Source organism: Vibrio sp. 2130-1 (assembly GCF_033339515.1).
On sequence record NZ_JAWOUT010000016.1, the window covers coordinates 63356 to 88452 of the forward strand.

Here is a 25097-nt window from a genome sequence, read left to right on the forward strand (position 1 = left end):
TGTTAGACGCTGAGTAAACAAGGATTCATAGATGAGCCTAAACTTTCTTGAATTTGAAAAGCCAATTGCAGAACTAGAAGCGAAAATTGAAGCATTACGTGATGTCTCTCGTCACGGTGGTGATTCTGCGATTGACCTGGATAAAGAAATCGAACAGCTTGAGAAGAAAAGCTTAGAGCTGAAGAAAAAAACCTTCAGTGACCTAGGTGCATGGGAAACAGCTCAACTGGCTCGTCACCCACTACGTCCTTACACGCTGGATTACATCCAACACGCTTTTGAGGAGTTTGATGAATTAGCGGGTGACCGCGCGTTTGCAGACGACAAAGCGATTGTGGGTGGCATGGCTCGCCTTGAAGGCCGCCCTGTGATGATCATTGGTCACCAAAAAGGTCGTGAGACCAAAGAAAAGGTGAAACGTAACTTTGGTATGCCGAAACCAGAAGGCTACCGTAAGGCTCTACGCTTGATGGAAATGGCAGAGCGTTTCAACATGCCGATCATCACATTTATTGACACGGCTGGCGCATACCCAGGTGTGGGCGCAGAAGAACGTGGTCAATCTGAAGCTATCGCGAAAAACCTAAAAGTGATGTCTGGTCTTAAAGTACCAGTAATCTGTAACGTTGTCGGTGAAGGCGGTTCTGGTGGTGCATTAGCAATCGGTGTAGGCGACTACGTGAACATGCTTCAGTACTCTACGTACTCAGTAATTTCTCCTGAGGGTTGTGCTTCAATCTTATGGCGTGATTCAGACAAAGCGCCACAAGCGGCAGAGGCAATGGGCCTAACTGCTCCGCGTCTTAAAGAGCTTGAACTGATCGACGAAATCATCGAAGAGCCACTAGGCGGCGCTCATCGCGATCATGTTCAAATGGCAGCGAATATGAAAGCGACACTACTTCGTCAGCTAGAAGATCTAGAACAACTGGATGAAGAGACGCTACGTGAACGTCGTTACCAGCGCCTAATGAGCTACGGTTACTGTTAATTTCGGTGATTGCTGTTAAGCGTTAGCTGATATCTCAATTGATAACAGTTAAAATAGAAAGGGTTGGATGAGAGTCCAGCCCTTTTTTGCACCTATCGGATCGTTTATGGAATCGCTTTACCCGCATTTTGCTCAAGTTCTCGACCGCTACTATCAATTAGGCACTAAGGTTGTCTTAGCGTTTAGCGGAGGAGTGGATTCACGTCTTTTACTCGAATTACTCAGTCGCTACCAACAAGCGCACTCTGTAGAGTGTCACGCTGTGTATGTGCACCATGGTTTAAGCTCGAATGCCGATAATTGGGCCGATAAATGCTTACTTTGGGCACAACAAGTGGGGATATCGTGCTCGATCGAGCGAGTGAGCTTAGACATCAGCAATGGTGAAAGTATTGAACTTCTTGCTCGTGAAGCTCGCTACCAAGCCTTAACTAAGTACATTCAAGAAGGCGATATACTGTTGACTGGTCAACATGCCGACGATCAAATAGAGACTTTTCTCCTTGCGCTTAAGCGCGGCAGCGGGCCTAAAGGGTTATCTTCGATGGCGGAGAGTATGCCGTTTTCTTGCGGATCTCTAGTTCGACCATTGCTTACTATCAAGCGGAAGACCATCGAAGACGCCGCTACTAAATTAGGCTTGGAGTGGGTGGAAGACGAAAGCAATCAAGATACCCGTTATGATCGTAACTTTCTTCGTCATTGTGTTATTCCTGAATTGTCTGGTCGCTGGCCGAGTATCCATCAAGCGGTTCAGCGCAGTGCAAGTTTATGTGCTCAACAAGAAGCGCTATTGGATGAACTATTGAGCGCGGTGTTTGAACGCGCTTTACAAACGGATCTAAGTTTGAGTATTGAAGAACTGGCTAAGCACAGTGGATTAGCGCGTGCGCGCTTGATTCGTATGTGGCTGGCTAAGCTTAATACTAGTATGCCGACTCAGGTACAACTCAATCTCATCTGGAATGAAGTCGCATTAGCTCAGCAAGATGCCAACCCCAAACTACAACTTAAACAAGGTGAAGTGCGCCGTTTTCGAAATTGTCTCTATTGGGTAACGGAAACGGCTGACGTCACTGAGTGGCAAAGTACGATTCAAGTTGATGCGACTTTGTCGCTGCCAGAGCGGCTAGGGGAGCTGACCTTAACGACGAGTTCTAGCAACGCAACGATTGCGCTTCCGAGTCAGCCAGAATTGCTTCGCGTGACCTTTAATCCGGAAGGCTTATCAGCGCATCCAACCACGCGTAATCACAGTCGAAAACTGAAGAAGTTGTTCCAAGAATACAATGTGCCAAGCTGGCTGCGTCGTCAAATTCCGATTTTGATGTATCAAGACCGAGTCGTTGCTGTGGCAGATCTGTTCGTTGATCAGGCATTTAATGGTCAAGATTGTGAACTTATTTGGCGCAGGTAATGAAAATTCATGCCACAATGTCGATTATAAAATATAAAAATCCTTAAATAATAATTGATTAGGTGAAGCAATGAAGAAAACAATCATGGGTGCAATGGTGGCGTTAACCATGTTCAGTGGGCAAGCTCTAGCTGCGGGAGATGTCGCAGCAGGTCAAGCAAAGTCGGGAGTATGCGCGGCGTGTCATGGCGCTGATGGTATTGCTGTCATTCCGGGTTACCCAAATCTGAAAGGGCAAAATGAGCAATATATTATCAGTTCAATTAAAGCTTATAAAAACAAAGAGCGAACAGGTGGGCTTGCTGCTGTGATGCAAGCTCAAGCTTCATTGTTGTCTGATGAAGATATCGCTAACCTAGCGGCTTACTACGCAAGTTTGAAGTAAAAAAAGCTTGGACGATTGGGCATTGAGCAGTCCTCATTGGGTTTTATCAACTCACGATATTCGCTATGTTAATTTGCTCAGCCTGGATTTTCGCTGGTGGATCAGAGACAAACATTGAATGTTGCGAAACGCTAAACGATAATAAGCGTAATCGATTGAAGCTTAAGGGATGAACATGAAAAAAATTGAAGCGATTATCAAGCCATTTAAACTGGATGATGTTCGAGAAGCGCTAGCTGAAGTTGGCATTACAGGGATGACTGTCTCTGAAGTGAAAGGTTTTGGTCGCCAAAAAGGTCACACCGAGCTTTACCGTGGTGCAGAGTACATGGTGGACTTTCTACCTAAAGTGAAGCTCGAAATCGTTGTAACCGAAGATGTGGCTGATAAATGCGTAGAGACAATCATTGAAACCGCGCAAACTGGTAAGATTGGTGATGGTAAAATATTCGTCACTGATATTGAGCGTGTGGTTCGTATTCGTACTGGTGAAGAAGACGAAGACGCGATCTAAGGTTTCTTGTCACCTGTTTCGTATTTATTATGCTAAAAGGGAGCCAAGTGGCTCCTTTTTTGTTGTTTGCTTATTAGTGAAATCATTTAACCCGAGATTGGTTGTTCTAGATTTCGGGTGCCTACATTCAGGTTTGTCGTATGTTTAAGCGTTTTTTTCTGGCGTTAGCTTTTCTCGTAATGGCGGTATTGGTTGGCTTCCAGGTTATTTTCACCGTACCAGATCAGCCGCAAATTATTACTCAAACAGGTACCGAGCTGACACAAGATATTAGGTGCATCGAATTTAGCGATTCAAAAGCTCTCGATCATGACGGCAAAATCAATGTGCTTGTCTGGAATATCTACAAACAGAACCGGGCTAACTGGCAACGTGCACTCGATGAGTTTTCTGCTGATAAGCAGTTACTGTTATTGCAAGAAGCCAGCATGACACCATCATTTAAACAGTGGTTGGTGGATGGTCGCTGGGTTAGTAATCAAGTGAGTGCTTTTAAGGCGCTGGGTAGCGGTGCCGGTGTAATTAGTATTGCTCAAGGGCAACCAGAAAAAGCCTGCGCTTACACCTCTAAAGAGCCGTGGCTTCGCTTACCTAAGTCTGCATTATATAGCCAGTATCACTTGAGTAATGGCGAGAAACTCGCAGTGGTGAATGTACATGCGATTAACTTCACCGTAGGTACAAAAGAGTATGTATCGCAGTTAACGGCGCTTGAAATGCTTTTAAAGCATCATGTGGGGCCAATTCTATTTGCTGGAGACTTCAATAGCTGGAGTGAATCTCGCGTTAATGCGATGAGGCAGGCCTTAAAGGCTGCGGACTTACAAGAGGTGACGTTCTTGCCGGATCATCGAGTCCAATTTATAACAGGGTTACCACTGGACCATGTGTTTTACCGAGGTCTGACGCTTAAGTACGCAAAAGCGCCGCAGAGCGACGCTTCCGATCATAACCCATTGTTATTGTCATTTACGTTAAATGACTAGCTTAGGTTACCACAATATAAAGTGCCCAAATAACGTAGAAGAATACCCATGGCAGGCTTGCAATCACCAAAGCTTGGCCACGTTCAAACTCCGTCCACGTCAGTACAACGCCGTAGCCGAGCACAATGTACCAAGGCAGAAGCAAAGGTAACGAGCTAGCGAAATGAGACCATTCGTTAGTAAGAGGCAGCTTTAATAGACCATTGAGGCTATTTAAATCGGCAGCGTAAGTCATTACCTGACCATGTTTGAGTAGCAAGCTCGCGTAGCTTGCTACATCGCCCAATACTGCTGGGAATAAGATAGCACACGATGCGGCAAACCATTTCCAGTAACCGTATTGTTGTTTGCTTGCCTTTGTTGCAAGAAAGAACCAAAGCGCGAGCAATAGTAAGGTGGCAAAGCGGTTGAATACATCATTGATGATCGCGCTTGCCATTAGCGTGTTTGGTTCTAATAGCTCAATCTGCTTCGGGTCGATTTGCTGAAATTGCGCAGAAAGTTGGTCACTGAGCCACGTGAAATCGACATTCGAAAAGTAAGCACCCCAGAATAAAAACGGACTAAGCATCAGGAAGATGAACGGTTGCCATCCCCATCCACCGCGTTGATAAAGCGCAAGAAAACAAGATGTTGGAGAACGAAAAATGTCCAACAGCATCACAAGTGGATTGCTTGATGGGTTCATACACTTACCTTCGTTACGTCAACGTACAACTTAAGCTTTTGACCTGGTTGTAAGTATTTTTTCTTGTGTAGCGAGTTCCATTTCACGATGTCGTTCGTTTTTACTTTGAACTTGCTTGCAATGCCGCTAATGGTGTCGCCAGAGCGAACGTTGTAGAAAACGGTACGGATCACAGAACCTTTGTCTGAGTCCTTCCAAATCACTAGCTTTTGACCTACACGCAATGGATCTTTAGGGCCCATACCATTCCATTTAGCTAACGATTTGTACGACACTTTATTGTTACGTGCGATTGACCACAAACTTTCTCCAGACTGAACGACATGGGTGAGCTTGAGTTGACCACGAGCACGAGATTGAGTCTTGTTTAATCGGTTTTGGGCCGTTAATGCATATTTTGCATCGTCTTTTGTTGATGTCGGAATCAATAGGTATTGACCAATACGAATGTTGTTGTTCGATAGGCCGTTGGCACGTCGAATGACTTTCGCGGTTGTGCCGTATTTATTAGCTAGCACGCTTAAAGAGTCACCAGATTTCACCTTGTAGCGAGCGACCTTCATCCCTTTACCGCGATTTTTCTCCACCTTGGTGAGAAAAGTCTCTTTTTTCTCTACGGGAATCAAAAGTTGGTGCGGCCCCTCAGGTGCTGTCGACCACTGGTTGTATGCAGGGTTGTAACTCTGCAACTCTTTTACGCTAATGCCGGCATAATCTGCGGCAATAGCCAGATCTAACTGCTCTTCTGGATCAACAAGCGTTAGAACAGGCTTGTTTGGAATTGCAGGAATATTAAGTCCGTACTTGTCTTGGTTTGCGATAACGTCAGCCAAGGCCAATAGCTTAGGAACGTAACTACTGGTCTCTTTTGGTAAGTCTAATGAGAAGAAATCGATAGGTTTACCGAGCTTTTTATTCTTACGAATTGCGCTAGAAACTCGGCCTCCACCGCTGTTATAAGCGGCGATTGCATGTTCCCAGTTACCATCAAAACGCTCGTTTAGTTGTACTAGGTAGTCCAGCGCTGCATCCGTTGCTGCTGCCACATCTCTGCGACCGTCATACCAGTAGTTTTGCTCTAATCCCATCATTTTTCCGGTGCCTGGGACAAATTGCCACAACCCAGCCGCGCTACCATGTGAGTAGGCAAAGGCATCGAATGAACTTTCCACTACAGGAAGTAATGCAAGCTCCATTGGGAGTCCGCGCTCTTCGATACGTTTTGTGATCATGTATAGAAAAGGGGTAGCACGCTTAGATACCGTGTAAAGGTGATTTGGGTGCTTTAAATACCACGTACGGTAGTAGTCCACTTTCTTGTGGTTTGGGATATCCATGTCCAGCTGCATGGCGATACGTTGCCACACATCTTCTTGTTCTTGGGGGGAGAGAACTTTAGGCGCGTCGTTAGCGGATTTTTTTGCTAGTGACGATTTATTGCCCGGTTGAGCTTTTACTGCATTTTGCTTTGCAGTCTGCTCAGATTTATTGGTTTCTGGTGTAGAAGACGTTGAATCTGACTGAGTCAATTGACAGCCAGATAATAACAACGCCAACGCCCAAGTATACTTCAAACGCATGGATTCAGCCTATTTAGGGCCTGTTTATCTTCACCTGCCTGTCGCGCAACGTAATGTGCGTGGCAGTCGCAAGATAATAGACATCTTTTAAACACTAACTAATTTATAGAGGCAAAGAGCTTCTAATTATGCAATGGGGAGAAATTCAAATAGATTTATATCAACCCCAAACGTAAGAGAAGCGCCAGTGGCGCTTCTCGAAAAATCAGTCCCTGATAATACTGGGGTCTTGCAAACTTACAAGCAGAAAATGGTTAAAATTCGTTCTTCCACTCGCGTAAAGCAGTAAAAACCGAGCATGGATCGCTATTTTTAATGCGACTAGCAACAGATTGAACCACGTCAGGGTTAGAGGTTCGCAAGAACGGATTAATCCACTTTTCTTTGCGTATTGTTGTTGGAAGTGTCGGAATGTTGAGTGCTCGCAGTCGGTTTACATCGTCGCGATATTGGCGAAGTTGCTCATTGTCAGGTTCAACCGCTAGAGCAAACGCCACGTTACTCGCCGTGTATTCATGTGCGCAGAAGACTTGAGTTTCTTCTGGTAGAGACGTTAGTTTGCTCAGTGATTCAAACATTTGCTCAGGCGTACCTTCAAAAATACGACCGCAGCCAGCAGAAAAGAGCACATCACCGCAAAACAGTTTTCCGTCCCCAACGTAACCGATATGGCCCAAAGTATGACCGGGTAACCCAAGTACTAAGAAAATCTCACCAAACAACTCTAGCTTGTCGCCTTCTTCCATTGGTGTCGTTAGGGTTGGAATTGGCTCTGATTTTGGGCCCACAACGGCGACGTTAGGAAATGCACGCACTAAGTCTGGAACGCCACCAATGTGATCGTTGTGGTGGTGCGTAATTAAAATCGCTTCTAAAGTTAATTCGTTAGCCTGCAGAAATTCTAATACTGGCTTCGCATCGCCCGGATCAACGACTGCGCAGCGCTTATCGCTATTTTGTATCAGCCAGATGTAATTATCATTAAATGCGGGTATGCTTTTGATCTCTAACACGATTCGTTCTCCGTCACCCATTTTAGTCAGGTGGTTAATGAAACCAGCACTCAGCAACAAAACTATACCACACCCGTCGACTTGGTCAGCAATGAACAACGGTCCGTGGGTGCTTGAGTCAATCCAGACCCGACTTGATGAATGGTGCCCGAAACTCTTCGGCTACCATATGCTCAAACTGGGCGGGTTGAGCTGTGAGCTAACCAGCTGTAATTGTAACATTCAACACCAAGTCAACGTAGATATCCAGAACCCGTTGCATAATGTGATTGCAGATGGTTACGAATTACCCTTTTTGGAAAAAAGCTTTGATGTTGTGATACTCGCTCATCAGCTCGACTATGCAAGCGATCCACACCGTTTGTTGCGTGAAGTCGATAGAGTGATGATGGATGATGGCTATGTAATTATTACTGGATTCAACCCATTAAGCTTGACTGGATTAGCGAGTTTACTTCCATGGCGTAAACATAATTTGCCTTGGAGTGGACGAATGTTTACGTCGAACCGCATCAAAGATTGGTTAGGGTTACTTAATTATCAAGTGATTCATTGTGATCGTTATGCGCTGTTTCCGATGAAACGTTACCGTACGATGTGGACATGGTTGGAAAATAGTCTTGGTGATTGGGCATCACCCGCTGGGAGTTTGTATTACATAGTCGCGCGGAAACGGACATACCCTCTCAAGCCTATCAAACCGCATTGGCGCTTGAAGAAAAAGCTCACACCACTTGGGGTGATGAATCGAGAGGGTAACACTATGAGGAAAGAATCTCGCTAAGAGGGTTGGTAACCTGTATCTTCCTCAGTTGGATTTTCTGCAGCAGTCCGGGCTAGCTCATCACACATTTCGTTCTCACGATGGCCCGCGTGGCCTTTTACCCAATGCCATTCAACTTGATGGCGTGAGGTTTCTTTGTCTAGAGCTTGCCATAAATCGGCATTCTTCACGGGTTTTTTATCCGCTGTTTTCCAACCACGCTTCTTCCAGTTATGGATCCACTGAGTAATACCTTGGCGCACATATTGGCTGTCAGTCGTTAAAGTGACTTTGCAAGGTTGTTTTAACGTCTGCAGCGCGACGACAGCCGCCAACATTTCCATGCGGTTGTTGGTAGTTAACGTATAGCCTTTGGAAAGTGTCTTTTCTACGTCTTTGTAACGCAATACTATGCCGTAACCACCTGGTCCTGGGTTACCTAAACAAGAACCGTCAGTGAAAATCTCAACGTGTTTGGTCATATTTTTTGGTACTATTAGCCGAAACATTTAATAAAGCATAGTCTGACATACATAACCTTATGAATACCAGCAGCAATTCTGAATATAACCGCATTGTCGTTCTCGATACCGAAACCACAGGTATGAACCGCGAGGGTGGTCCTCACTACATGGGACACCGCATTATTGAAATCGGTGCCGTGGAGATCATCAACCGTAAGCTGACTGGTCGTCACTTCCACGTTTATTTAAAACCCGATCGTGAAATCCAACCAGAAGCGGTTGAAGTTCACGGTATTACGGATGAATTCTTGGTTGATAAACCGGAATACGCGAGCGTGCACCAAGAGTTTCTTGAGTTTATTAAAGGCGCAGAACTTGTTGCCCACAACGCGCCCTTCGATACCGGCTTTATGGATTACGAGTTTGGCATGCTCGATCCTAACATCGGCAAAACGGACGACTACTGCAAGGTGACCGACACCCTTGCTATGGCGAAGAAAATCTTCCCTGGTAAGCGAAACAACCTTGATATCTTATGTGAACGTTACGGTATTGATAACTCGCACCGTACTCTCCACGGAGCTTTGCTCGATGCGGAGATTCTAGCCGACGTTTACCTCTTTATGACGGGTGGTCAAACGAGTCTAGAATTTAACGCGAATAAACAAGAGGGTGGAGTAGAAACTATTCGTCGTATTGAAGGAAGAAAAGCGCTAAAGGTTTTGCGCGCAAGTGCCGATGAACTAGAAGCTCACCAAAAAAGATTAGAGTTGGTGAACGACTGTATTTGGCATCAATAGGAGAAGCTATGTTGAGGGCTTTGTTGGTCGCGTTTTTAGCGATATGGAGTAGTCTCTCGAGTGCTGCGAGTGAATCTACAATGTCTTTATTAGACAATCGCTTTCGAGTTGATCCAACCATCGAGCAGATCACGTTTTTGGTTTATCGTGAGCAAAGTTCTCAGCCAGTTGTTTTAGTCCGTCCTGACGGTAAAAAATACTATGCTTGGGGCTCTTACGACAATGTACGTTGGTATCAAGAAGCCTCACTCGATATTATTTCCGTTGATAACCCTATGCCAGGTCCATGGCAGGCTGTGGGGAAAGTTACGCCTAAAAATAACATCCGCTTAATTTCTCACCTAAAGCTCAGTACGGATCTGTTCCCAAACCGATTATATAATGGGGAAGCGCTTAAGTTTACAGCTCGCCTGACCTCCGACGGCAAACCTCTTGTATTGCGCGACTTCCTTGATCGCGTGAATCTGCGCGTGACATTTACCAAGTTTGTCGAAAATGAAGATGAGCTGATCAAAGAAGCTCGTCCAGTGCCGATGGTTGTGGGTGAGTTTTCTGATGACGGCCGCGGCTTGGATGAAAAAGCAGGGGATGGTGTGTTTACGGTTCAGCTCCCAATAGACGTTGAGCCTGGTAAGTACCGCGCGCGCATCACGTCTGGCAATGGCGTATTCTTACGAGCGCAAGAACAAGTCATCTTGGTTTATCCGAACCCAATTTCTCGTACTTTTATTCAGGCTCGTAATCCCGATAAGCCACACCAATTAGTGGTGAGTGGCGAGCAAGGTATGATTGCACCAGGCTCCATTGCAGTCACAGTGAAAAAGGACGCTCCCGATGGTTTCATTAGTTACAGCCAAGGACAGGTCTCTAAAGATGGAATGAAAGTTACGTTGGACCTCAATAACGATGCTGAGCTTGGTAAGTACGCATGGCGCGGCGAGATCTTTGCCACTGATTTTGCAATCCAGCGTCCGTTGGTGTTTCCTATTCCAGAGCAAACTTTCAGTGTTGTTGATGAAGTTGATCTAGAAGCTGCTCGAATTGCAAAAGAAGCTGAATTAGCCGATCAGCGCCGTATTGAAATGGAAAAGCAAATTATCGCTGAGCGGGAGGCTGAGCGTAAGCGCAGCATGATTATTATCGCGGTAGGTAACTTGATAATGCTGCTGATTGTGATCATTGCATGGATAGTCTGGCGCAAAATTAAAGCGAAGCGCGATGCCATGCCAGAGATGCAATTAGAAGTACCAAAGAAATAGTAGTAACACACACATAAAGCGAGAAACGGAGCCAATCGGCTCCGTTTTTTTTTCAAGTTACCAAATTGGAAGAAGAAAAATGGATAAATTATGAATATTTAAGTTTACTGTACTCAAATATATGTTTGGGATTTTATATAAATAATATATCATTTTTACTTTCTAAATTGGTTGCATTTTTAATGTGACTAACTTTCAAAACAATCAATTAAAGATAAAAGAAATAATGAATAAAATTTTAGCTTTTTTTTGTGCAGTGATAATTGTAGGTTGTTCTTCTATTGATAATGGTGTTAATAATCCAGATTCGGGAAGTAATAATTTAAAATCACTTGATACCTTCACTTTCGATCCCTTAAGTAAAATCCAAAAAGTAGAAATACCAACTTATTATGATGGCTTGTTTGATACAGCAAGACCCTATTTAGATGAAAAGTACCCTTACACCTATGTCAGTAAACCTCAAGCATACATAATTGATGACGAGATTATTTCTTTTGCTCCTTGGTTTCCTGTCGAAGGAAGGTTTACGGTTTTTCCAACCGCTCACTATATAGTTATAACTCAAGAAACCGAGAGTGGCTTAGTCTCCGCACGATTTAATCATGAACAAGTAATTAAGCTGTTAAGTGAAGAGTATAAAATTACTGAGCATACAAGTCCGTTTTTTCATTATGTTCTAGAGGTTTCTCCAAGTGAACAAGCCAATTTTGTAGAAGATATCCATAAAAAATTGAGTAGACTTCCTTCAGAATAAGGATTTCTGGTTAAATTTTGATCAATAAAGTCAGGGGTTCTGGCTTTATTGATTGCATGGAGTTCTATTTATATTGATTTGGGCTTTGTAATAGGTAGTACGCCATAATAACAAAAGCCGATCTTGTAGGGTTTCTGGATAAATATTCAGCTGTGCGTGATAAATAAGAATAAGTAAACGCGAGGTCTCTGATGAAATACAAAAAGCGTCAGAAGTATAAATACACTCTCCATTCTGAAGAAAAGATTGAGACTCACATTTCAGTGAGTAACGCGTATGACAGCCCTTTTCTTAGTTTGTCCAAACAAGGCGTGTTAACGATTAAAAAGGGCTATGCATGGGATGGAGCGAGTGGGCCAGCGTTAGACACAAAAAACATTATGAAAGCTTCTTTAGTGCATGATGCTCTTTACCAACTCATGAGGGAAGAGGTGTTGCCACAAAGTGCTCGAAAGCATGCGGATACGTTGTTGAGAGAAACATGTTTAGAAAAAGGAATGTCTAGCTTCAGAGCAACTTATATCTATTATGGCGTCAGAGTTGTCGGTGGCTTCTTTTCTAGACCTGATACTTTGTGTGCTTAATGGGAACATCTTTCCAACGTTTAACTGTTTATTTATACAGTTTAGTTATGTAAGCTCCAAGGTGATACAAAGGAGTAGTACATAATGACAATAAGATATGAAGAGCATGTGCCAAGCCCGAAAGAATACTGTGATATGCGTGTCAAAGCCGGGCTATCACCCAAATCGTTGAAAGCTGCTGAAATTGGTCTACCCAATTCGTTATATGGCGTATCTGTTCGGGATGAAGGAAAGCTCATTGCAATGGGTCGGGTTGTTGGTGACGGGGCGTGTAACTTCGAAATTGTCGACGTTGCCGTTGATTCTGATTATCAAGGCAACGGTTTAGGTAGAAAAGTCATGGAATACATCGACGGTTATCTTTCATCTGTTGCACTTGAAGGCTCTTACGTTTCTATGATTGCTGATGAACCGGTCTTTTACGAAAAGCTTGGTTATAGGCTGGTGGCTCCTAAAAGCCAAGGGATGACAAAAAAGTTTAAGCCAAAGGCGTAACACGTATTCAGCTGTGAAGATAAGCACTAGAAAACAGGAGTTTAATTTCCTGTTTTCTATATTAAATTTGTATTTAAGCCACTTCTGGAATTGGTTTGGGTGGCTGCTCTAAATCAGGCTCTTTTTGAACAGTAGGAATTTGTCCCTCACCCACAGCACTGATGTAACAGCCACTAAGTTTAATGGCAAGGTACATATCAGCTCGCAGTAAGATGCCTCCTTCACTGGTGCTGATACCAGTAAGCTCACACCATTGACGAAGACGTCGTTTCCTTCCAGCGAGGATTAAGCGTACGCCTCTCTTTTTCAAAGTATTGTGAATATCTGCCAGTGTTGCCATCACACTGAGATCCAAGTGAGTAAAGCTCGATACGGCGTCGATGACAACGCAACTTGCGTCTTTGTGATGCTCTGCCTGCTCTAACACTCTACGTTTAAAGTAAGGAGCATTGAAGTAAGTTAGCGGTGAGTTAAAGCGGTAAATCACCATTCCAGGAATAGGCGAAGCTTTTCCTGAGTCGTCGATGGTCCGAATGGTACCTTTTTCATCCAAGCCAAGTAGCTGATCACTCGGTCGCATGACAATCCGTAAAAATTGAAACAGCCCTAGCAATACCGCCAAAGTGATCCCCGGTATTACACCCACGATCAACACAGAAATAAAAGTAATGATGGCCAGATAAAATGCATCTTTGTCACGAGATTTTAATTTCCAAATTGCTTTAAGATCGAGCAGCGATAGGGACGCAATGATCAATACAACACCAAGTGAAGCGATAGGGATGAACTGCAAAGGCTCGTAAATAAATACCGCAATAATGGCAATGGTGATTGCGGCGACAATCGAAACTAATTGAGATTTACCGCCATTTGCATCATTGACGGCTGTGCGTGAGTCAGCGCCGCTTATTGCGAAACCTTGTGAAAACGCTGAGGCAATGTTGGCAAAACCCAACGCCTGAAACTCTTTATTTGCATCAATATCATAACCGTTTTTAGCCGCGAAACTGCGGGCGGTGAGCATCATGCTAACAAAACTGACAATCGCAAGGTTGAGCGCCGGGACTACTAGTTCACGAACTTCACCTAGCTCAAATTCCGGTGTTTGAAACTGAGGGAAGCCACCTTGAGTGAGTCCGACAACCGATACGCCCATCTCTTGTAAATGGAAAAACCAAACTGACGCAGTAGTTACGAGGATCGCCAGCATGGCAGCAGGCCAAGTTGGTCGGTAGCGTTTGGTGAGCAAATAAACGACAACCGTCACGATACTCAGAGTTACAGTAGGCCAATGAAGATCGGTTAATCGTTGTGGAGCTTCCCATAAACGTTCCAGTAAATAACGTTGCTCGTATTTCAAACCGACTACTTTCGCAAACTGACCAACGATAATTGTGAGAGCAACACCGTTGAGTAGACCCAAAAGAATCGGACGAGAAAGGAAATCTGCAAACACTCCTAGCTTGAAACGACTTGCCAGTACACACCAAATCCCCGTCATCGCTGTCATGGTCATAACCAACTGCCAATGTTTTGTGGGGTCACCTGCGGCAAGTGGTGTCACAACAGCAGCAATCACTGCACAGGTTGCTGCATCGGGTCCGACAATGAGTTGTCGAGATGTGCCCATCATGGCGTAAACCAACATTGGCAGTACACACGAATACAGACCGACAATTGCGGATACACCAGTTAACTGTGCATAAGCTATGGCAACTGGCAGTGCAACCGCGACAACAGAAAAGGCGGCTCTGAAGTCGTTAACAAACCATTCTTTTTGATAATGCTTAAGCTGAACAAGCCCTGGGAACCACTGTGCGAGTAATATTTTAGCCAACGGATTTACCATATATGTGAGTGAGTTACTTAAAGTATACACCGCTTAGTTGGAACGTCTGTGAGTTAGTTATCACTGGAAATCGGGGGAAAGATTGGAGTGCGTGGCTTTTATTGCGATTGCGCAGGGGCTTCGTGGTGTGAGGTGTTATGAATCCGATTCTGGAAGCAATAAAAAACGGGAGCTGATACTCCCGTTTGTGATCTCAGATTCTAGAGTTACGCGACACTATCCATCTGAGGGTATAGCGGCTTTGCGGCAAGCAGTTCCGGCTCAAAATCGTCAACGTTGATTGTATCTAGACGATGCTGTTCCGCTTCTCTGAGTAGATCGGCTTCTTCTTGCGTGATAAAGCCTTGCTCTAGCCCTTCCTGAGCAATCATATCCAAACGTAAGAATGGGCGACGCTTACCCTGCGCTTTACATACTTTGTCAAACACAGGCTCAGCTTGAAGAATGACTGATAGTGCAAGTTCAATCTTACCTGCTGCGTTGTGCTCGGTTGGTTCAAGGTATTGACCGCGACCAATGCGTGAGCGCGTTGCACTTGGCGTTTGTAGAATGCGCGCCACTTTACTGTCTAGTTTATCGCTTGGTGCTTTGCGTACGCGACCAAATGGCATGATTAATACGCGTAGCGCACGGCCAATTACTTTGTTCGGGAAGTTTGCTAAGAATTCATCTACTGCCACTTCCGCTTGTTTCAAACTGTCTTGTAGACCCCAGTGTACTAATGGTAAATCTTCGACTGGACGGCCATCTTGCTCAAAACGTTTCAACGTCGCAGAGCTCAAATATAGCTGGCTTAGAATGTCACCAAGACGTGCTGATAGACGCTCTTTACGCTTCAAAGAGCCACCTAGCACTGCCATTGAGATATCCGATAGCAGAGCAAGGTTTGCACTGTAACGGTTCAATTGTTGGTAGTAACGCTTGGTTGCATCTTTGGTTGGTGATGAAGAGCCCAGACCGTCGCTCAAACCAAACCAGATACTGCGCACTAGGTTACTCATTGTAAAGCTCACGTGACCAGCAAGCGCTTTATCAAATTTCTCGACAGCATTACTTGCTTCAGAATACGCCGCGTTCATTTCTTCAAGAACGTACGGATGGCAACGGATTGCGCCTTGGCCAAAGATGATCATTGAGCGTGTTAGAATGTTAGCACCCTCAACCGTTACCGCGATTGGCGCACCTTGGTAACCACGAGCTAGGAAGTTAGAAGGTCCCATACAGATACCTTTACCGCCTACGATGTCCATTGCATCGATGATGCTTTGCTGGCCGCGGTGCGTACAGTGATACTTCACGATAGCTGAGATTACTGAAGGCTTTTCACCTAAGTCGATACCCGCGACGGTTAAGTTGCTTGCTGCATCCATCACGTAAGCATTACCACCCAAGCGTGCTAATGGTTCTTCAACCCCTTCCATATGGCCGATAGGCTGTTTGAACTGACGGCGAATACGTGAGTAAGCACCGGTTGCCATTGCCGCAGTTTTGATGCCACCTGTTGAGTTTGAAGGTAGCGTGATACCACGTCCAACCGACAGACACTCAACCAGCATACGCCAACCTTGGCCCGCCATTTTTTCGCCACCGATAATGAAATCGATAGGAACAAAGATGTCTTTACCGCGCGTTGGACCATTTTGGAATGGCACATTGAGTGGGAAGTGTCGGTTACCAATCTCAACACCTTTGACATCAGTTGGGATAAGCGCACAAGTGATGCCAAGATCTTCTTTGTCGCCTAGTAAACCTTCAGGGTCGCGAAGTTTAAATGCTAAGCCTAGTACGGTTGCGACTGGCGCTAGGGTGATGTAGCGCTTGTTCCAAGTCAGGCGCATACCCAGTACTTCTTTTCCTTCCCATTCGCCTTTACAGACCACACCGTAATCTGGAATAGAGCCTGCGTCAGAACCCGCTTCTGGGCTCGTTAAGGCGAAACAAGGGATTTCCTTACCTTCAGCTAGACGCGGTAAGTAATGATTTTTTTGATCTTCAGTACCGTAGTGTTGCAGTAGCTCACCTGGGCCCAAAGAGTTAGGAACACCAACGGTAGACGATAGAACGCCAGAAACACCCGTTAGTTTTTGTAGTACTAGTGATTGCGCGTATGCTGAGAATTCCAGACCACCGTACTTTTTCTTAATGATCATGGCGAAGAACTTATGATCTTTCAGGTATTGCCAAACTTCTGGCGGTAAGTCCGCGAGTTCATGGGTCACTTGGAAATCACTCACCATGGCGCACACTTCATTCACAGGGCCGTCTAAAAAGGCTTGTTCTTCCGCACTTAACTTAGGTGCTTGAATCGCGTGTAGCTTTTGCCACTCTGGTTTGCCTTTAAACAGTTCGGCTTCCCACCAGACGGTACCTGCGTCTAACGCTTCTTTTTCGGTTTGAGACATAGCTGGCAGCACTTTCTTGAAAAGTACTAACGCTTTGCGGCTAATTAAAGACTGACGTACGCCAGGAACCGCGAGCACAGCTGCGGCGAGAACGTAAATAGCCCAACCAATAACGCCGACAGTTCCTGCTACTGTAAGAGCCAGCATGGCCGCGGTGAGTAAGCTAATAGATTTCACGAGAGACATGCGGTGGTAGAGCGTAATGCCTAGCACGATCGCCATCGTGATGATTGAGAGCAAGATGTCCATATATATTTTCCTTTTCAGACTTTATAAGTTTTGTACGTCTGCATGTTAGGTAAGAGGTCTAACCAGTTGGTTTAAGTGTAATCAAAATATTAAGGAAATGTAAAACATAAGATTGGATAAAAAGTGATCTAAGTAGAGTTAAAATTCTAAAGTTGAGATTTGAGTGATGGTTTCATGAGCAAGTTGACAAGTTTATTACCATCACTAATCTAAATCTGTTGGTTCACTATCGACACTAATTCTCGTTTGTGGGTAAACTCAGAGTAATCAAACCCGAGTTCAGGTTTATGAAATGTCCGATACCAAATTGGTATCAGAACAATTTGCTCAGTGAGTCTAGAGCTGACTGAAGCCGAAATAATAAAGAGAACGTCTTATGTACCATGATCTGATTAGAAGTGAATTAAACGAAGCTGCTGAAGTGCTCAACAAATTTTTAAGCGATGACCATAACATTGCGCAAATCGAAGCAGCGGCGAAAATGATTGCTGACTCATTCAAGCAAGATGGTAAAGTATTGTCATGTGGTAACGGTGGTTCTCACTGTGATTCAATGCACTTTGCCGAAGAGCTAACAGGCCGTTACCGAGAAAATCGTCCTGGCTATGCTGGTATTGCTATTTCAGATCCAAGCCACCTTTCTTGTGTGAGTAATGACTTTGGTTATGACTTCGTGTTTTCACGTTATGTAGAAGCGGTTGGTCGAAAAGGTGACGTACTGTTTGGTCTGTCGACTTCAGGTAACTCAGGTAACATCCTGAAAGCGATTGAAGCAGCACAAGCGAAAGGCATGAAGACGATTGCGCTAACAGGTAAAGATGGCGGCAAAATGGCAGGCCTTGCAGATATTGAAATCCGCGTGCCACACTTTGGTTATGCAGACCGCATTCAGGAAATTCATATTAAGATTATTCATATCATCATTCAGTTGATCGAAAAAGAGATGGAATAATCGTTTACGGCCACCGTTTCGAGCTGTGTTGTTAGGGAGTTTTTTAAACCATGTGTGAATTGCTCGGTATGAGCGCTAATGTTCCAACGGATATTTGTTTCAGTTTTACTGGGCTCATGCAGCGTGGAGGTCGAACCGGCCCACACCGTGACGGATGGGGGATCACCTTCTACGAAGGGAAGGGCTTTCGAACCTTCAAAGATCCCAAGCCAAGTTGTGAGTCTAAAATAGCAGAGTTGGTACAAAATTATCCCATCAAAAGTCGTGCGGTCGTTAGTCATATCCGACAGGCGAATCGTGGTGGTGTTAATTTAGAAAATACTCATCCCTTTACACGTGAGCTGTGGGGTAGGTATTGGACGTTTGCGCATAACGGTCAGCTCTCTGGCTACCAAGACTTGCATACAGGTCGACATCGACCTGTCGGTGAGACAGATAGTGAACTGGCATTTTGCTGGTTGTTGAAGCAAATGGAAGATCGATATCCTGAGCCACCAAAGGATATGGAGTCGGTATTCTTATATGTTGCTAAATGTTGTGATGAGCTAAAAGAGAAGGGTGTATTTAACATGCTTCTGAGTGATGGTGAGTATGTAATGACGTATTGCACCAATCATTTGTATTGGATCACAAGACGCGCACCGTTTGGAAAAGCCGCGTTGCTTGATGAAGATGTGGAAATTAACTTCCAAGAAGAAACAACGCCACACGACATCGTTTCTGTGATCGCAACTCAACCTTTGACGGGCAACGAAGCTTGGCAGCGTATGAAACCTGGCGAATACGGCTTGTTTCACCTAGGTGAACTAGTCAAAAATAATGCCTCTGAACTGGTAAATGTGCCGTTTGCGGCGGCTAAGCCAGGCAATCAAGCGCCAACCGAACCGTTAGAGTGATGGTCTCTTACTCTGAATATAAAAATAAAGCTCGCTCAATCGCGAGCTTTATTTTTATGCGTTTTAAACCGAGGGCGGATACGGATGAGCATTCTTACTTTCTAGAGTGCTGGTAGTAGAGTCCTAGTCTCGCTAAGGCTTGCTGTAAAGACGTAACTGATAGAAATTTCTCATAAAACACCTCGTCAGTCTGAACGGTGAAGAACGAACCAGATTCAGAATCTACTTTCCGAGTGTTATGTTACTCAAGTGGTTATGGGATTTTTTAGAATGTTGGGTTTTAGGTTTCTAGTCTCACTACGGCTTTTTTGAATCAAGTTTATAAGTATTAAAACAACCAAGAGCAGCCCTCAGGCTGCTCTTTTGTGCTTGGAGTTTATTATTCAGGGCTACTCATCTGAGGCGTACCCATGTACGCCAAGCTCTGCGCCATCTAAATAGGCTTTACCATCCTTCATGATCAACCGCTCGTCTACCAGCCACTTAGCCACCATAGGGTAGATTCGGTGCTCCTGCGCCTGAACACGTGCCGCAAGTACACTAGCATCATCGTCTTCGAACACAGGAACTTTTGCTTGCAGTATGACAGGGCCACCATCAAGCTCTTCCGTTACAAAGTGCACACTCGTACCATGTTCTTTGTCGCTAGCATCAATTGCTCTCTGGTGTGTGTGTAGCCCAGGATATTTTGGTAGAAGAGAAGGGTGGATATTGATCATCTTACCCATGTAATGAGAAACAAATGCGCTGCTCAGAATGCGCATGTAACCAGCAAGAATAATCACGTCTGGTTGGTATTCATCTATTTGACTCATTAGCTCTGCATCAAAGCTTTCACGCGATCTGAATGCTTTAGGGTCGACAAAGTGACCGTCCACATCAAACTTTTTTGCACGTTCTAAACCAAAAGCATCTGCTTTGTTAGAGAACACGGCTGCCACTCGTGCGTTTGGCATGCTGTCTTCGCAAGCTTCCAAGATAGCTTGCAGGTTACTTCCGTTACCCGAGATGAGGACCACAATGTTTTTTAGGGTATGGTTTTTCATGATGTCGAGAGCGCCTTGGTATTGTAGGTTGGAGTTATGTAGCTTCTAAACTACCTACTAATAGAATGGTTTTTAGTGTTCTAGATAGCAAAATGAGGACCTAGTCATCTAGCGTCCTCATTCTTCTTATCTTTTGAGCTCGATTTGCAAATTATTGGATTTCAACTTGCTCTTCGTTCGCGTTTGCTTGTGCGATTTGACCAATCACCCACGCGTTTTCGCCTTCTTCTTTAAGAAGAGCAACTGCTGCATCTGCCTGGTCTTTCGGTAGTGCGACGATTAGACCTACACCACAGTTGAATGTGCGGTACATTTCGTGTGTGTCGACGTTGCCTTTCTCTTGTAGCCACTTGAAGATAACTGGCCATTCCCAACTGTTACCATCGATAACTGCTTTCGTGCCTTCAGGCAGTACGCGTGGGATGTTTTCCCAGAAACCACCACCAGTGATATGAGAAATCGCATGGATGTCGTGTTTCTCAATCATCTTAAGTGCTGACTTGATGTAAATTTTTGTTGGTTCCAGTAGGTGCTCACCAATAGTGCGGCCTGCTAGCTCTTCGCTCTTATCTGCACCAGATACTTCTAGGATCTTACGGATAAGGGAGTAACCGTTTGAGTGTGGGCCGCTTGAGCCAACAGCGATAAGTGCATCACCAGCAGCGACTTTCGTGCCGTCAATCACGTCTTCTTTTTCTACTACGCCAACACAGAAACCAGCTACGTCGTAGTCTTCGCCTTCATACATGCCCGGCATCTCCGCAGTTTCGCCACCAATTAGGGCACAACCTGCTTGAACACACCCTTCTGCGATACCTGAAACAACATCCGCTGCGGTATCAACGTCTAGTTTGCCTGTTGCATAGTAATCTAGGAAAAACAGTGGCTCTGCCCCTTGCACGATAAGATCATTTACACACATTGCCACTAGGTCGATGCCGATCGTGTCGTGCTTATTCATATCCAGTGCTAGGCGAAGTTTGGTGCCAACGCCATCAGTACCAGAAACCAGTACAGGTTGTTTGTATTTAGTTGGCAATTCGCATAGCGCGCCAAAACCACCGATACCACCCATAACTTCAGGGCGACGAGTACGTTTTACCGCACCCTTAATACGATCCACAAGCGCGTTGCCTGCATCAATATCTACACCAGCGTCTTTATAGCTAAGAGAAGAGTTGTTACCACTCACAGGGAAGTCCTCGGTATTAAGTTGGATATGAAAACGGCGCTATTCTAACAGTGCTTAAACATAGATAGCAAACGTTTGCGTCTGTTTTTTTCTTTAGTGATTTATCCTGATATCCCTGTGAAAATCATGTATAATCTGAAGGTTTGTTTAAATATTGCCAACTATAGCCGGAGATGGACATGAAAGTTGTTGAAGTAAAGCACCCTCTAGTAAAACATAAAATTGGTCTAATGAGAGAAGGTGACATCAGCACAAAACGTTTTCGTGAGTTAGCGACTGAGGTCGGTAGCCTACTTACTTACGAAGCAACGTCAGACTTTGAAACAGAAAAAGTGACCATTGATGGTTGGAACGGTCCGGTAGAAGTAGACCAGATTAAAGGTAAAAAAGTAACCGTAGTGCCAATCCTACGTGCGGGTCTAGGCATGATGGATGGAGTTCTTGAGCACATGCCAAGCGCACGTATCAGTGTTGTGGGTATTTACCGTGATGAAGAAACGCTTGAGCCAGTTCCTTACTTCAACAAGCTTGCTTCAAACATCGAGGAGCGTATTGCGCTTGTTGTTGACCCAATGCTTGCAACAGGTGGTTCTATGATTGCTACTATCGATCTCCTAAAAGAGAAAGGTTGTAACCAAATCAAAGTGCTGGTACTTGTTGCTGCACCAGAAGGTATTGAAGCGCTAGAAAAAGCACACCCAGATGTTGAGCTATACACTGCGGCAATCGATGAGAAGCTTAATGACAAAGGCTACATCGTTCCGGGTCTAGGCGATGCAGGTGATAAGATCTTCGGTACTAAGTAATTCTTTGATGTATTACTATGACTGAACAGAAAAAGGCTTGGTGAAAACCAAGCCTTTTTTGTATCTACAAGAGGAGAAGAGTAAGACACGCCACCTAATAAAGCGGCGCAAACGAACTATTTCGCGCTTTCTTCTTCCATTTGTGCGTTATCCACAACGTGGTTTTCACCTAAATCGTTTGGTAGCACAAGGTTAAGAATAATTGCCACGATACCGCATAGGCTCACACCCTGTAGACTGAACTCACCAATACCGAAAGCCATACCACCAATGCCAAACACAAGTGTTACGGCAACAATCACTAGGTTACGAGACTTATGTAAATCAACGTTATTCTTGATCAGTGTGTTGAGGCCTACCGTTGCGATGGAGCCGAACAGCAGAATCATGATGCCGCCCATGACAGGAACTGGAATCGTTTGAAGAACCGCACCTAGCTTACCTACCAATGCAAGTACGATTGCGGTGATTGCTGCCCAAGTCATGATCACAGGGTTAAATGCTTTGGTTAGCATTACCGCTCCTGTTACTTCACTGTAAGTGGTGTTTGGTGGAGCACCCACCATCGAAGCTGCGATAGTTGCCACCCCGTCACCTGCGATTGTGCGGTGAAGGCCTGGTTTTTTCAGGTAGTTTTTACCTGTAACGTTTGAGATAGCAAGCATGTCACCTACGTGCTCAACCGCAGGTGCGATAGCGACAGGAATCATGAACAAAATTGCGTTGATATTGAACTCTGGCGCGGTGAAGTTTGGCATGGCTAGCCAAGCCGCTTGTTCTACGGGAGTGAAATCAACCACACCGTAGAATAGAGAAACAGAGTAACCAGCAAGAATACCACCAACAATAGGAACGAGCTTCAAAAAGCCTTTTGCAAAAACGCTAAGTACAATGGTTGTGAGCAGTGAGACCGCCGAGATAATGATCGCAGCATCACCATTAACTAGCTGTGCAGCTCCATCACCAGTTTTACCTACCGCCATGTTCACTGCTGTTGGGGCAAGGCCAAGGCCGATAACCATGATCACAGGGCCAACGACAACAGGCGGGAGAATTTTATGGATAAATCCAACACCGCGCACTTTGATCATCGCCCCTAGAGCCACATAAACTAAGCCCGCTGCCATCAAGCCGCCCATCGTTGCACCGATACCCCAAGTTTGGATACCGAACATAATAGGAGCAATAAACGCAAAAGAAGAGGCAAGGAAGATGGGAACAGAACGTTTAGTCATTAATTGGAAGAGGAGAGTACCGACACCGGCACCAAAGAGGGCTACGTTTGGATCAAGGCCAGTTAGGAGCGGCACAAGCACCAAAGCACCAAAAGCGACAAAGAGCATTTGAGCGCCTTGTAACGCGTTTTTCATAATAATTCCCTATTTTCAAGATACGCAGACAAATCCGGCGAATACTATCATCCTGCAATCGTTTGCAATGTTGCATAGATCAAACTTTCGATTGAATTTTTCTCATAAATAGCACTTTTGAGAGTTGCTTGCTTGCAAATTGTCCTCTTTTACGTGTCTTGCGTGAAGATTAAAAATGGACAGCCTAACTTGTTGAGATAGCTTAATAAGCAATGAGTTTATTATAAAAAATAGCACTGAAGCGCTGGTTGAGGCCCGAGTTAACAAAGCTGGTCATAATACAGACAATTTACTCAGTACTTGCCTTGCTCAAGATTTGATAGTTGCTTATTATTCGGGTTCTTGTTCAGAGGATTATAAAAACTATGCGCTATTTAGCTCTCTTACTGATAGGTTGGTTGTCCCTACCAGTATATGCATTAACTCAGGTGGATATCTATCGTGCCGAAGTGGTTATCGACAGTGAGCAGAACGACGGTGAGTCTTTGGCTCGTCAACAAGGTATGCAGGATGTGATTGTTCGAGCGACCGGTTCTCAATCCTCTTTAAGCAATCCAGTGATTAAAAAGGCACTCAGCTCAAGTGCGCGTTACATTTCTCAACTGAGCTATGGGCAGGTTGATGGAAAAGCGAGCCTAAAAATGTTGTTTAACAACGACCAAATCAGCTCTCTTTTAACACAAGCACAATTGCCATCTTGGTCGCCAAATCGTGCCAATATTTTAGTTTGGATGGTTGAAGAACAGGGTTACGATCGTAACATTGCGTGGGAGCATTCTGAATCTTCAAATGTTGCAGCACTTCGTAGCGCAGCGAAACTAAGAGGCCTACCAATCACTATCCCGGTTGGGGATTTTGATGATGTAACCGGTGTTAATGTCTCTGATCTTTGGGGCGGCTTTATTGAGCCAATTGGTCAAGCCAGCCAGCGCTATCCAGCTGACGCCGTTTTGGTTGTACGAGCTCAAGGTGAACAAATTCGTTGGACACTCTACGACCAGTCGCCAACGAGAATTGTAGAAGCGCAACGTTCTCCGCGTAGCGGGTCTGCATCAGGTGCTAATGCTATTGCAGAAATGGTGGATGGCATCGCAGACTACTATGCAAGTAAGAGTGCAGTTGTGGTTTCAGGAAAGTCTTCAAAAGCGCTAGCAGTGAAAGTCCTCAATGTAACCTCTGCCACGGACTTCTTCCGTTTAGAGAATGCGTTAAAACAACTTAATTCGGTTGCGGGTACAGAGATTAAGCGTGTTCAAGGGGACGAGTTAACGCTCAACATCCACCTTTTGGCATCACAACAAGCTTTTGAGAAAGAAGCTTCTTCTATTTCTCAATTAATGGTTTTTGAAGATCCTTTAGGTGAAGTTGATGCCCCAGCTTCAACTCAAGAAGAAGACCCATTGGTTCAGAGTAATGAAGCAAAAGACGCCGCGACGCCAAAAGAAGCGCAGCCTGAAGTACCAGTAAATGTTGTGGCAGAAGCAAGTGACGAAACACAGCCAACTCAGCCGATGATTGTGGAGCCTGTCCGAGAACAGTATGACTTGATCTACGAGTGGCGCTCGGCATCGTAATCGCCTTGGTAGCGTTCCAGGCGTGAAACGCAAGGATCAAAGACCAATGTGGTAAGCATAAAAAA

Annotated in this window: 24 protein-coding genes; 15 read left to right on the plus strand and 9 right to left on the minus strand. The window is 44.8% G+C overall.

The features are described from left to right. Positions 1 to 31 precede the first annotated feature (31 nt). The 5 genes from accA to R7Q09_RS20005 all read left to right on the plus strand — a co-directional run bounded on the left by accA (position 32) and on the right by R7Q09_RS20005 (position 4293). Positions 32 to 991 (plus strand): acetyl-CoA carboxylase carboxyl transferase subunit alpha, encoded by a 960-nt coding sequence (gene accA, locus R7Q09_RS19985; protein ID WP_005380365.1) that lies wholly within the window; start codon positions 32 to 34, stop codon positions 989 to 991. 106 nt (positions 992 to 1097) lie between these two features. After that, positions 1098 to 2408, plus strand: a complete 1311-nt coding sequence (gene tilS, locus R7Q09_RS19990; protein WP_318071101.1) for a tRNA lysidine(34) synthetase TilS — start codon at positions 1098 to 1100, stop codon at positions 2406 to 2408. 70 nt (positions 2409 to 2478) lie between these two features. Then, entirely contained in the window at positions 2479 to 2793 is a 315-nt protein-coding gene (locus tag R7Q09_RS19995) for a c-type cytochrome (RefSeq protein ID WP_033905507.1), read from the plus strand. Positions 2794 to 2968: 175 nt separating this feature from the next. Beyond that, a complete protein-coding gene (gene glnB, locus R7Q09_RS20000) occupies positions 2969 to 3307 on the plus strand; it encodes a nitrogen regulatory protein P-II (RefSeq protein ID WP_005380372.1) in 339 nt (112 codons plus the stop codon). Between the two features lie 140 nt (positions 3308 to 3447). Then, on the plus strand, positions 3448 to 4293 hold the full coding sequence (locus tag R7Q09_RS20005) for an endonuclease/exonuclease/phosphatase family protein (protein ID WP_033905505.1): 846 nt from the start codon (positions 3448 to 3450) through the stop codon (positions 4291 to 4293). A 1-nt stretch (position 4294) separates the two neighbouring features. Here R7Q09_RS20005 and R7Q09_RS20010 read toward each other — a convergent pair whose 3' ends face one another. The 3 genes from R7Q09_RS20010 to gloB form a co-directional block, all read right to left on the minus strand. Then, on the minus strand, positions 4295 to 4981 hold the full coding sequence (locus R7Q09_RS20010; protein WP_054576284.1) for a YIP1 family protein: 687 nt from the start codon (positions 4979 to 4981) through the stop codon (positions 4295 to 4297). Then, a complete protein-coding gene (locus R7Q09_RS20015; protein ID WP_213874843.1) occupies positions 4978 to 6561 on the minus strand; it encodes a LysM peptidoglycan-binding domain-containing protein in 1584 nt (527 codons plus the stop codon). Before R7Q09_RS20015 ends, R7Q09_RS20010 begins: the two co-directional genes overlap by 4 nt. A 254-nt stretch (positions 6562 to 6815) precedes the next feature. Beyond that, the gene (gene gloB, locus R7Q09_RS20020) at positions 6816 to 7574 is read right to left on the minus strand and encodes a hydroxyacylglutathione hydrolase (protein WP_005380380.1); all 759 of its coding nucleotides are present in this window, start codon (positions 7572 to 7574) and stop codon (positions 6816 to 6818) included. 37 nt (positions 7575 to 7611) lie between these two features. Between gloB and R7Q09_RS20025 the strand changes: the two genes are divergently transcribed. Beyond that, entirely contained in the window at positions 7612 to 8358 is a 747-nt protein-coding gene (locus tag R7Q09_RS20025) for a class I SAM-dependent methyltransferase (RefSeq protein ID WP_017636046.1), read from the plus strand. On the opposite strand, the gene rnhA is transcribed toward R7Q09_RS20025, so the two are convergent. Next, a complete protein-coding gene (gene rnhA / locus R7Q09_RS20030; RefSeq protein ID WP_318071100.1) occupies positions 8355 to 8819 on the minus strand; it encodes a ribonuclease HI in 465 nt (154 codons plus the stop codon). The genes R7Q09_RS20025 and rnhA overlap by 4 nt on opposite strands. 59 nt (positions 8820 to 8878) lie before the next feature. Here rnhA and dnaQ point away from each other — a divergent pair, with 59 nt between their 5' ends. From dnaQ to R7Q09_RS20055, 5 genes are all read left to right on the plus strand, one after another. Then, complete coding sequence (dnaQ, locus tag R7Q09_RS20035) at positions 8879 to 9601, plus strand: DNA polymerase III subunit epsilon (RefSeq protein WP_005380385.1); 723 nt, start codon at positions 8879 to 8881, stop codon at positions 9599 to 9601. An 8-nt stretch (positions 9602 to 9609) separates the two neighbouring features. After that, a complete protein-coding gene (locus R7Q09_RS20040) occupies positions 9610 to 10860 on the plus strand; it encodes a TIGR03503 family protein (RefSeq protein ID WP_318071099.1) in 1251 nt (416 codons plus the stop codon). Positions 10861 to 11044: 184 nt separating this feature from the next. Then, positions 11045 to 11617 carry a hypothetical protein gene (locus R7Q09_RS20045; protein ID WP_137282305.1) on the plus strand — a complete coding sequence of 191 codons (573 nt, stop codon included), beginning with the start codon at positions 11045 to 11047 and terminating at the stop codon, positions 11615 to 11617. A 191-nt stretch (positions 11618 to 11808) separates the two neighbouring features. Then, the gene (locus R7Q09_RS20050; RefSeq protein WP_017633769.1) at positions 11809 to 12201 is read left to right on the plus strand and encodes a DUF1353 domain-containing protein; all 393 of its coding nucleotides are present in this window, start codon (positions 11809 to 11811) and stop codon (positions 12199 to 12201) included. 84 nt (positions 12202 to 12285) lie between these two features. Then, positions 12286 to 12696: a GNAT family N-acetyltransferase gene (locus R7Q09_RS20055; RefSeq protein ID WP_017633770.1), complete on the plus strand. Its 411-nt coding sequence runs from the start codon at positions 12286 to 12288 to the stop codon at positions 12694 to 12696. Positions 12697 to 12769: 73 nt separating this feature from the next. Here the strand turns inward: R7Q09_RS20055 and R7Q09_RS20060 are convergent, their stop codons facing one another. Together R7Q09_RS20060 and fadE are read right to left on the minus strand one after the other, a co-directional pair. Beyond that, positions 12770 to 14545, minus strand: a complete 1776-nt coding sequence (locus R7Q09_RS20060) for a SulP family inorganic anion transporter (RefSeq protein WP_005380390.1) — start codon at positions 14543 to 14545, stop codon at positions 12770 to 12772. 206 nt (positions 14546 to 14751) lie between these two features. Next, on the minus strand, positions 14752 to 17196 hold the full coding sequence (gene fadE, locus R7Q09_RS20065; RefSeq protein WP_005385392.1) for an acyl-CoA dehydrogenase FadE: 2445 nt from the start codon (positions 17194 to 17196) through the stop codon (positions 14752 to 14754). 376 nt (positions 17197 to 17572) lie between these two features. Here fadE and lpcA point away from each other — a divergent pair, with 376 nt between their 5' ends. Next, the gene (gene lpcA, locus R7Q09_RS20070; RefSeq protein WP_005380392.1) at positions 17573 to 18148 is read left to right on the plus strand and encodes a D-sedoheptulose 7-phosphate isomerase; all 576 of its coding nucleotides are present in this window, start codon (positions 17573 to 17575) and stop codon (positions 18146 to 18148) included. A 50-nt stretch (positions 18149 to 18198) separates the two neighbouring features. Further along, positions 18199 to 19044, plus strand: coding sequence for a class II glutamine amidotransferase (locus R7Q09_RS20075; protein ID WP_005385395.1), 846 nt, complete (start codon positions 18199 to 18201; stop codon positions 19042 to 19044). A gap of 389 nt (positions 19045 to 19433) precedes the next feature. Here R7Q09_RS20075 and purN read toward each other — a convergent pair whose 3' ends face one another. Then, positions 19434 to 20090: a phosphoribosylglycinamide formyltransferase gene (gene purN, locus R7Q09_RS20080; RefSeq protein ID WP_053349812.1), complete on the minus strand. Its 657-nt coding sequence runs from the start codon at positions 20088 to 20090 to the stop codon at positions 19434 to 19436. Between the two features lie 151 nt (positions 20091 to 20241). After that, positions 20242 to 21282 (minus strand): phosphoribosylformylglycinamidine cyclo-ligase, encoded by a 1041-nt coding sequence (gene purM / locus R7Q09_RS20085; RefSeq protein WP_053349811.1) that lies wholly within the window; start codon positions 21280 to 21282, stop codon positions 20242 to 20244. A 179-nt stretch (positions 21283 to 21461) separates the two neighbouring features. Between purM and upp the strand changes: the two genes are divergently transcribed. Beyond that, positions 21462 to 22088: a uracil phosphoribosyltransferase gene (gene upp / locus R7Q09_RS20090; protein WP_005380401.1), complete on the plus strand. Its 627-nt coding sequence runs from the start codon at positions 21462 to 21464 to the stop codon at positions 22086 to 22088. A gap of 116 nt (positions 22089 to 22204) precedes the next feature. On the opposite strand, the gene R7Q09_RS20095 is transcribed toward upp, so the two are convergent. After that, positions 22205 to 23458 (minus strand): uracil-xanthine permease family protein, encoded by a 1254-nt coding sequence (locus R7Q09_RS20095; protein WP_005389855.1) that lies wholly within the window; start codon positions 23456 to 23458, stop codon positions 22205 to 22207. A gap of 365 nt (positions 23459 to 23823) precedes the next feature. On the opposite strand from R7Q09_RS20095, the gene R7Q09_RS20100 reads away from it, so the two are divergent. After that, a complete protein-coding gene (locus R7Q09_RS20100; protein WP_154205103.1) occupies positions 23824 to 25032 on the plus strand; it encodes a DUF2066 domain-containing protein in 1209 nt (402 codons plus the stop codon). Positions 25033 to 25097 lie beyond the last annotated feature (65 nt).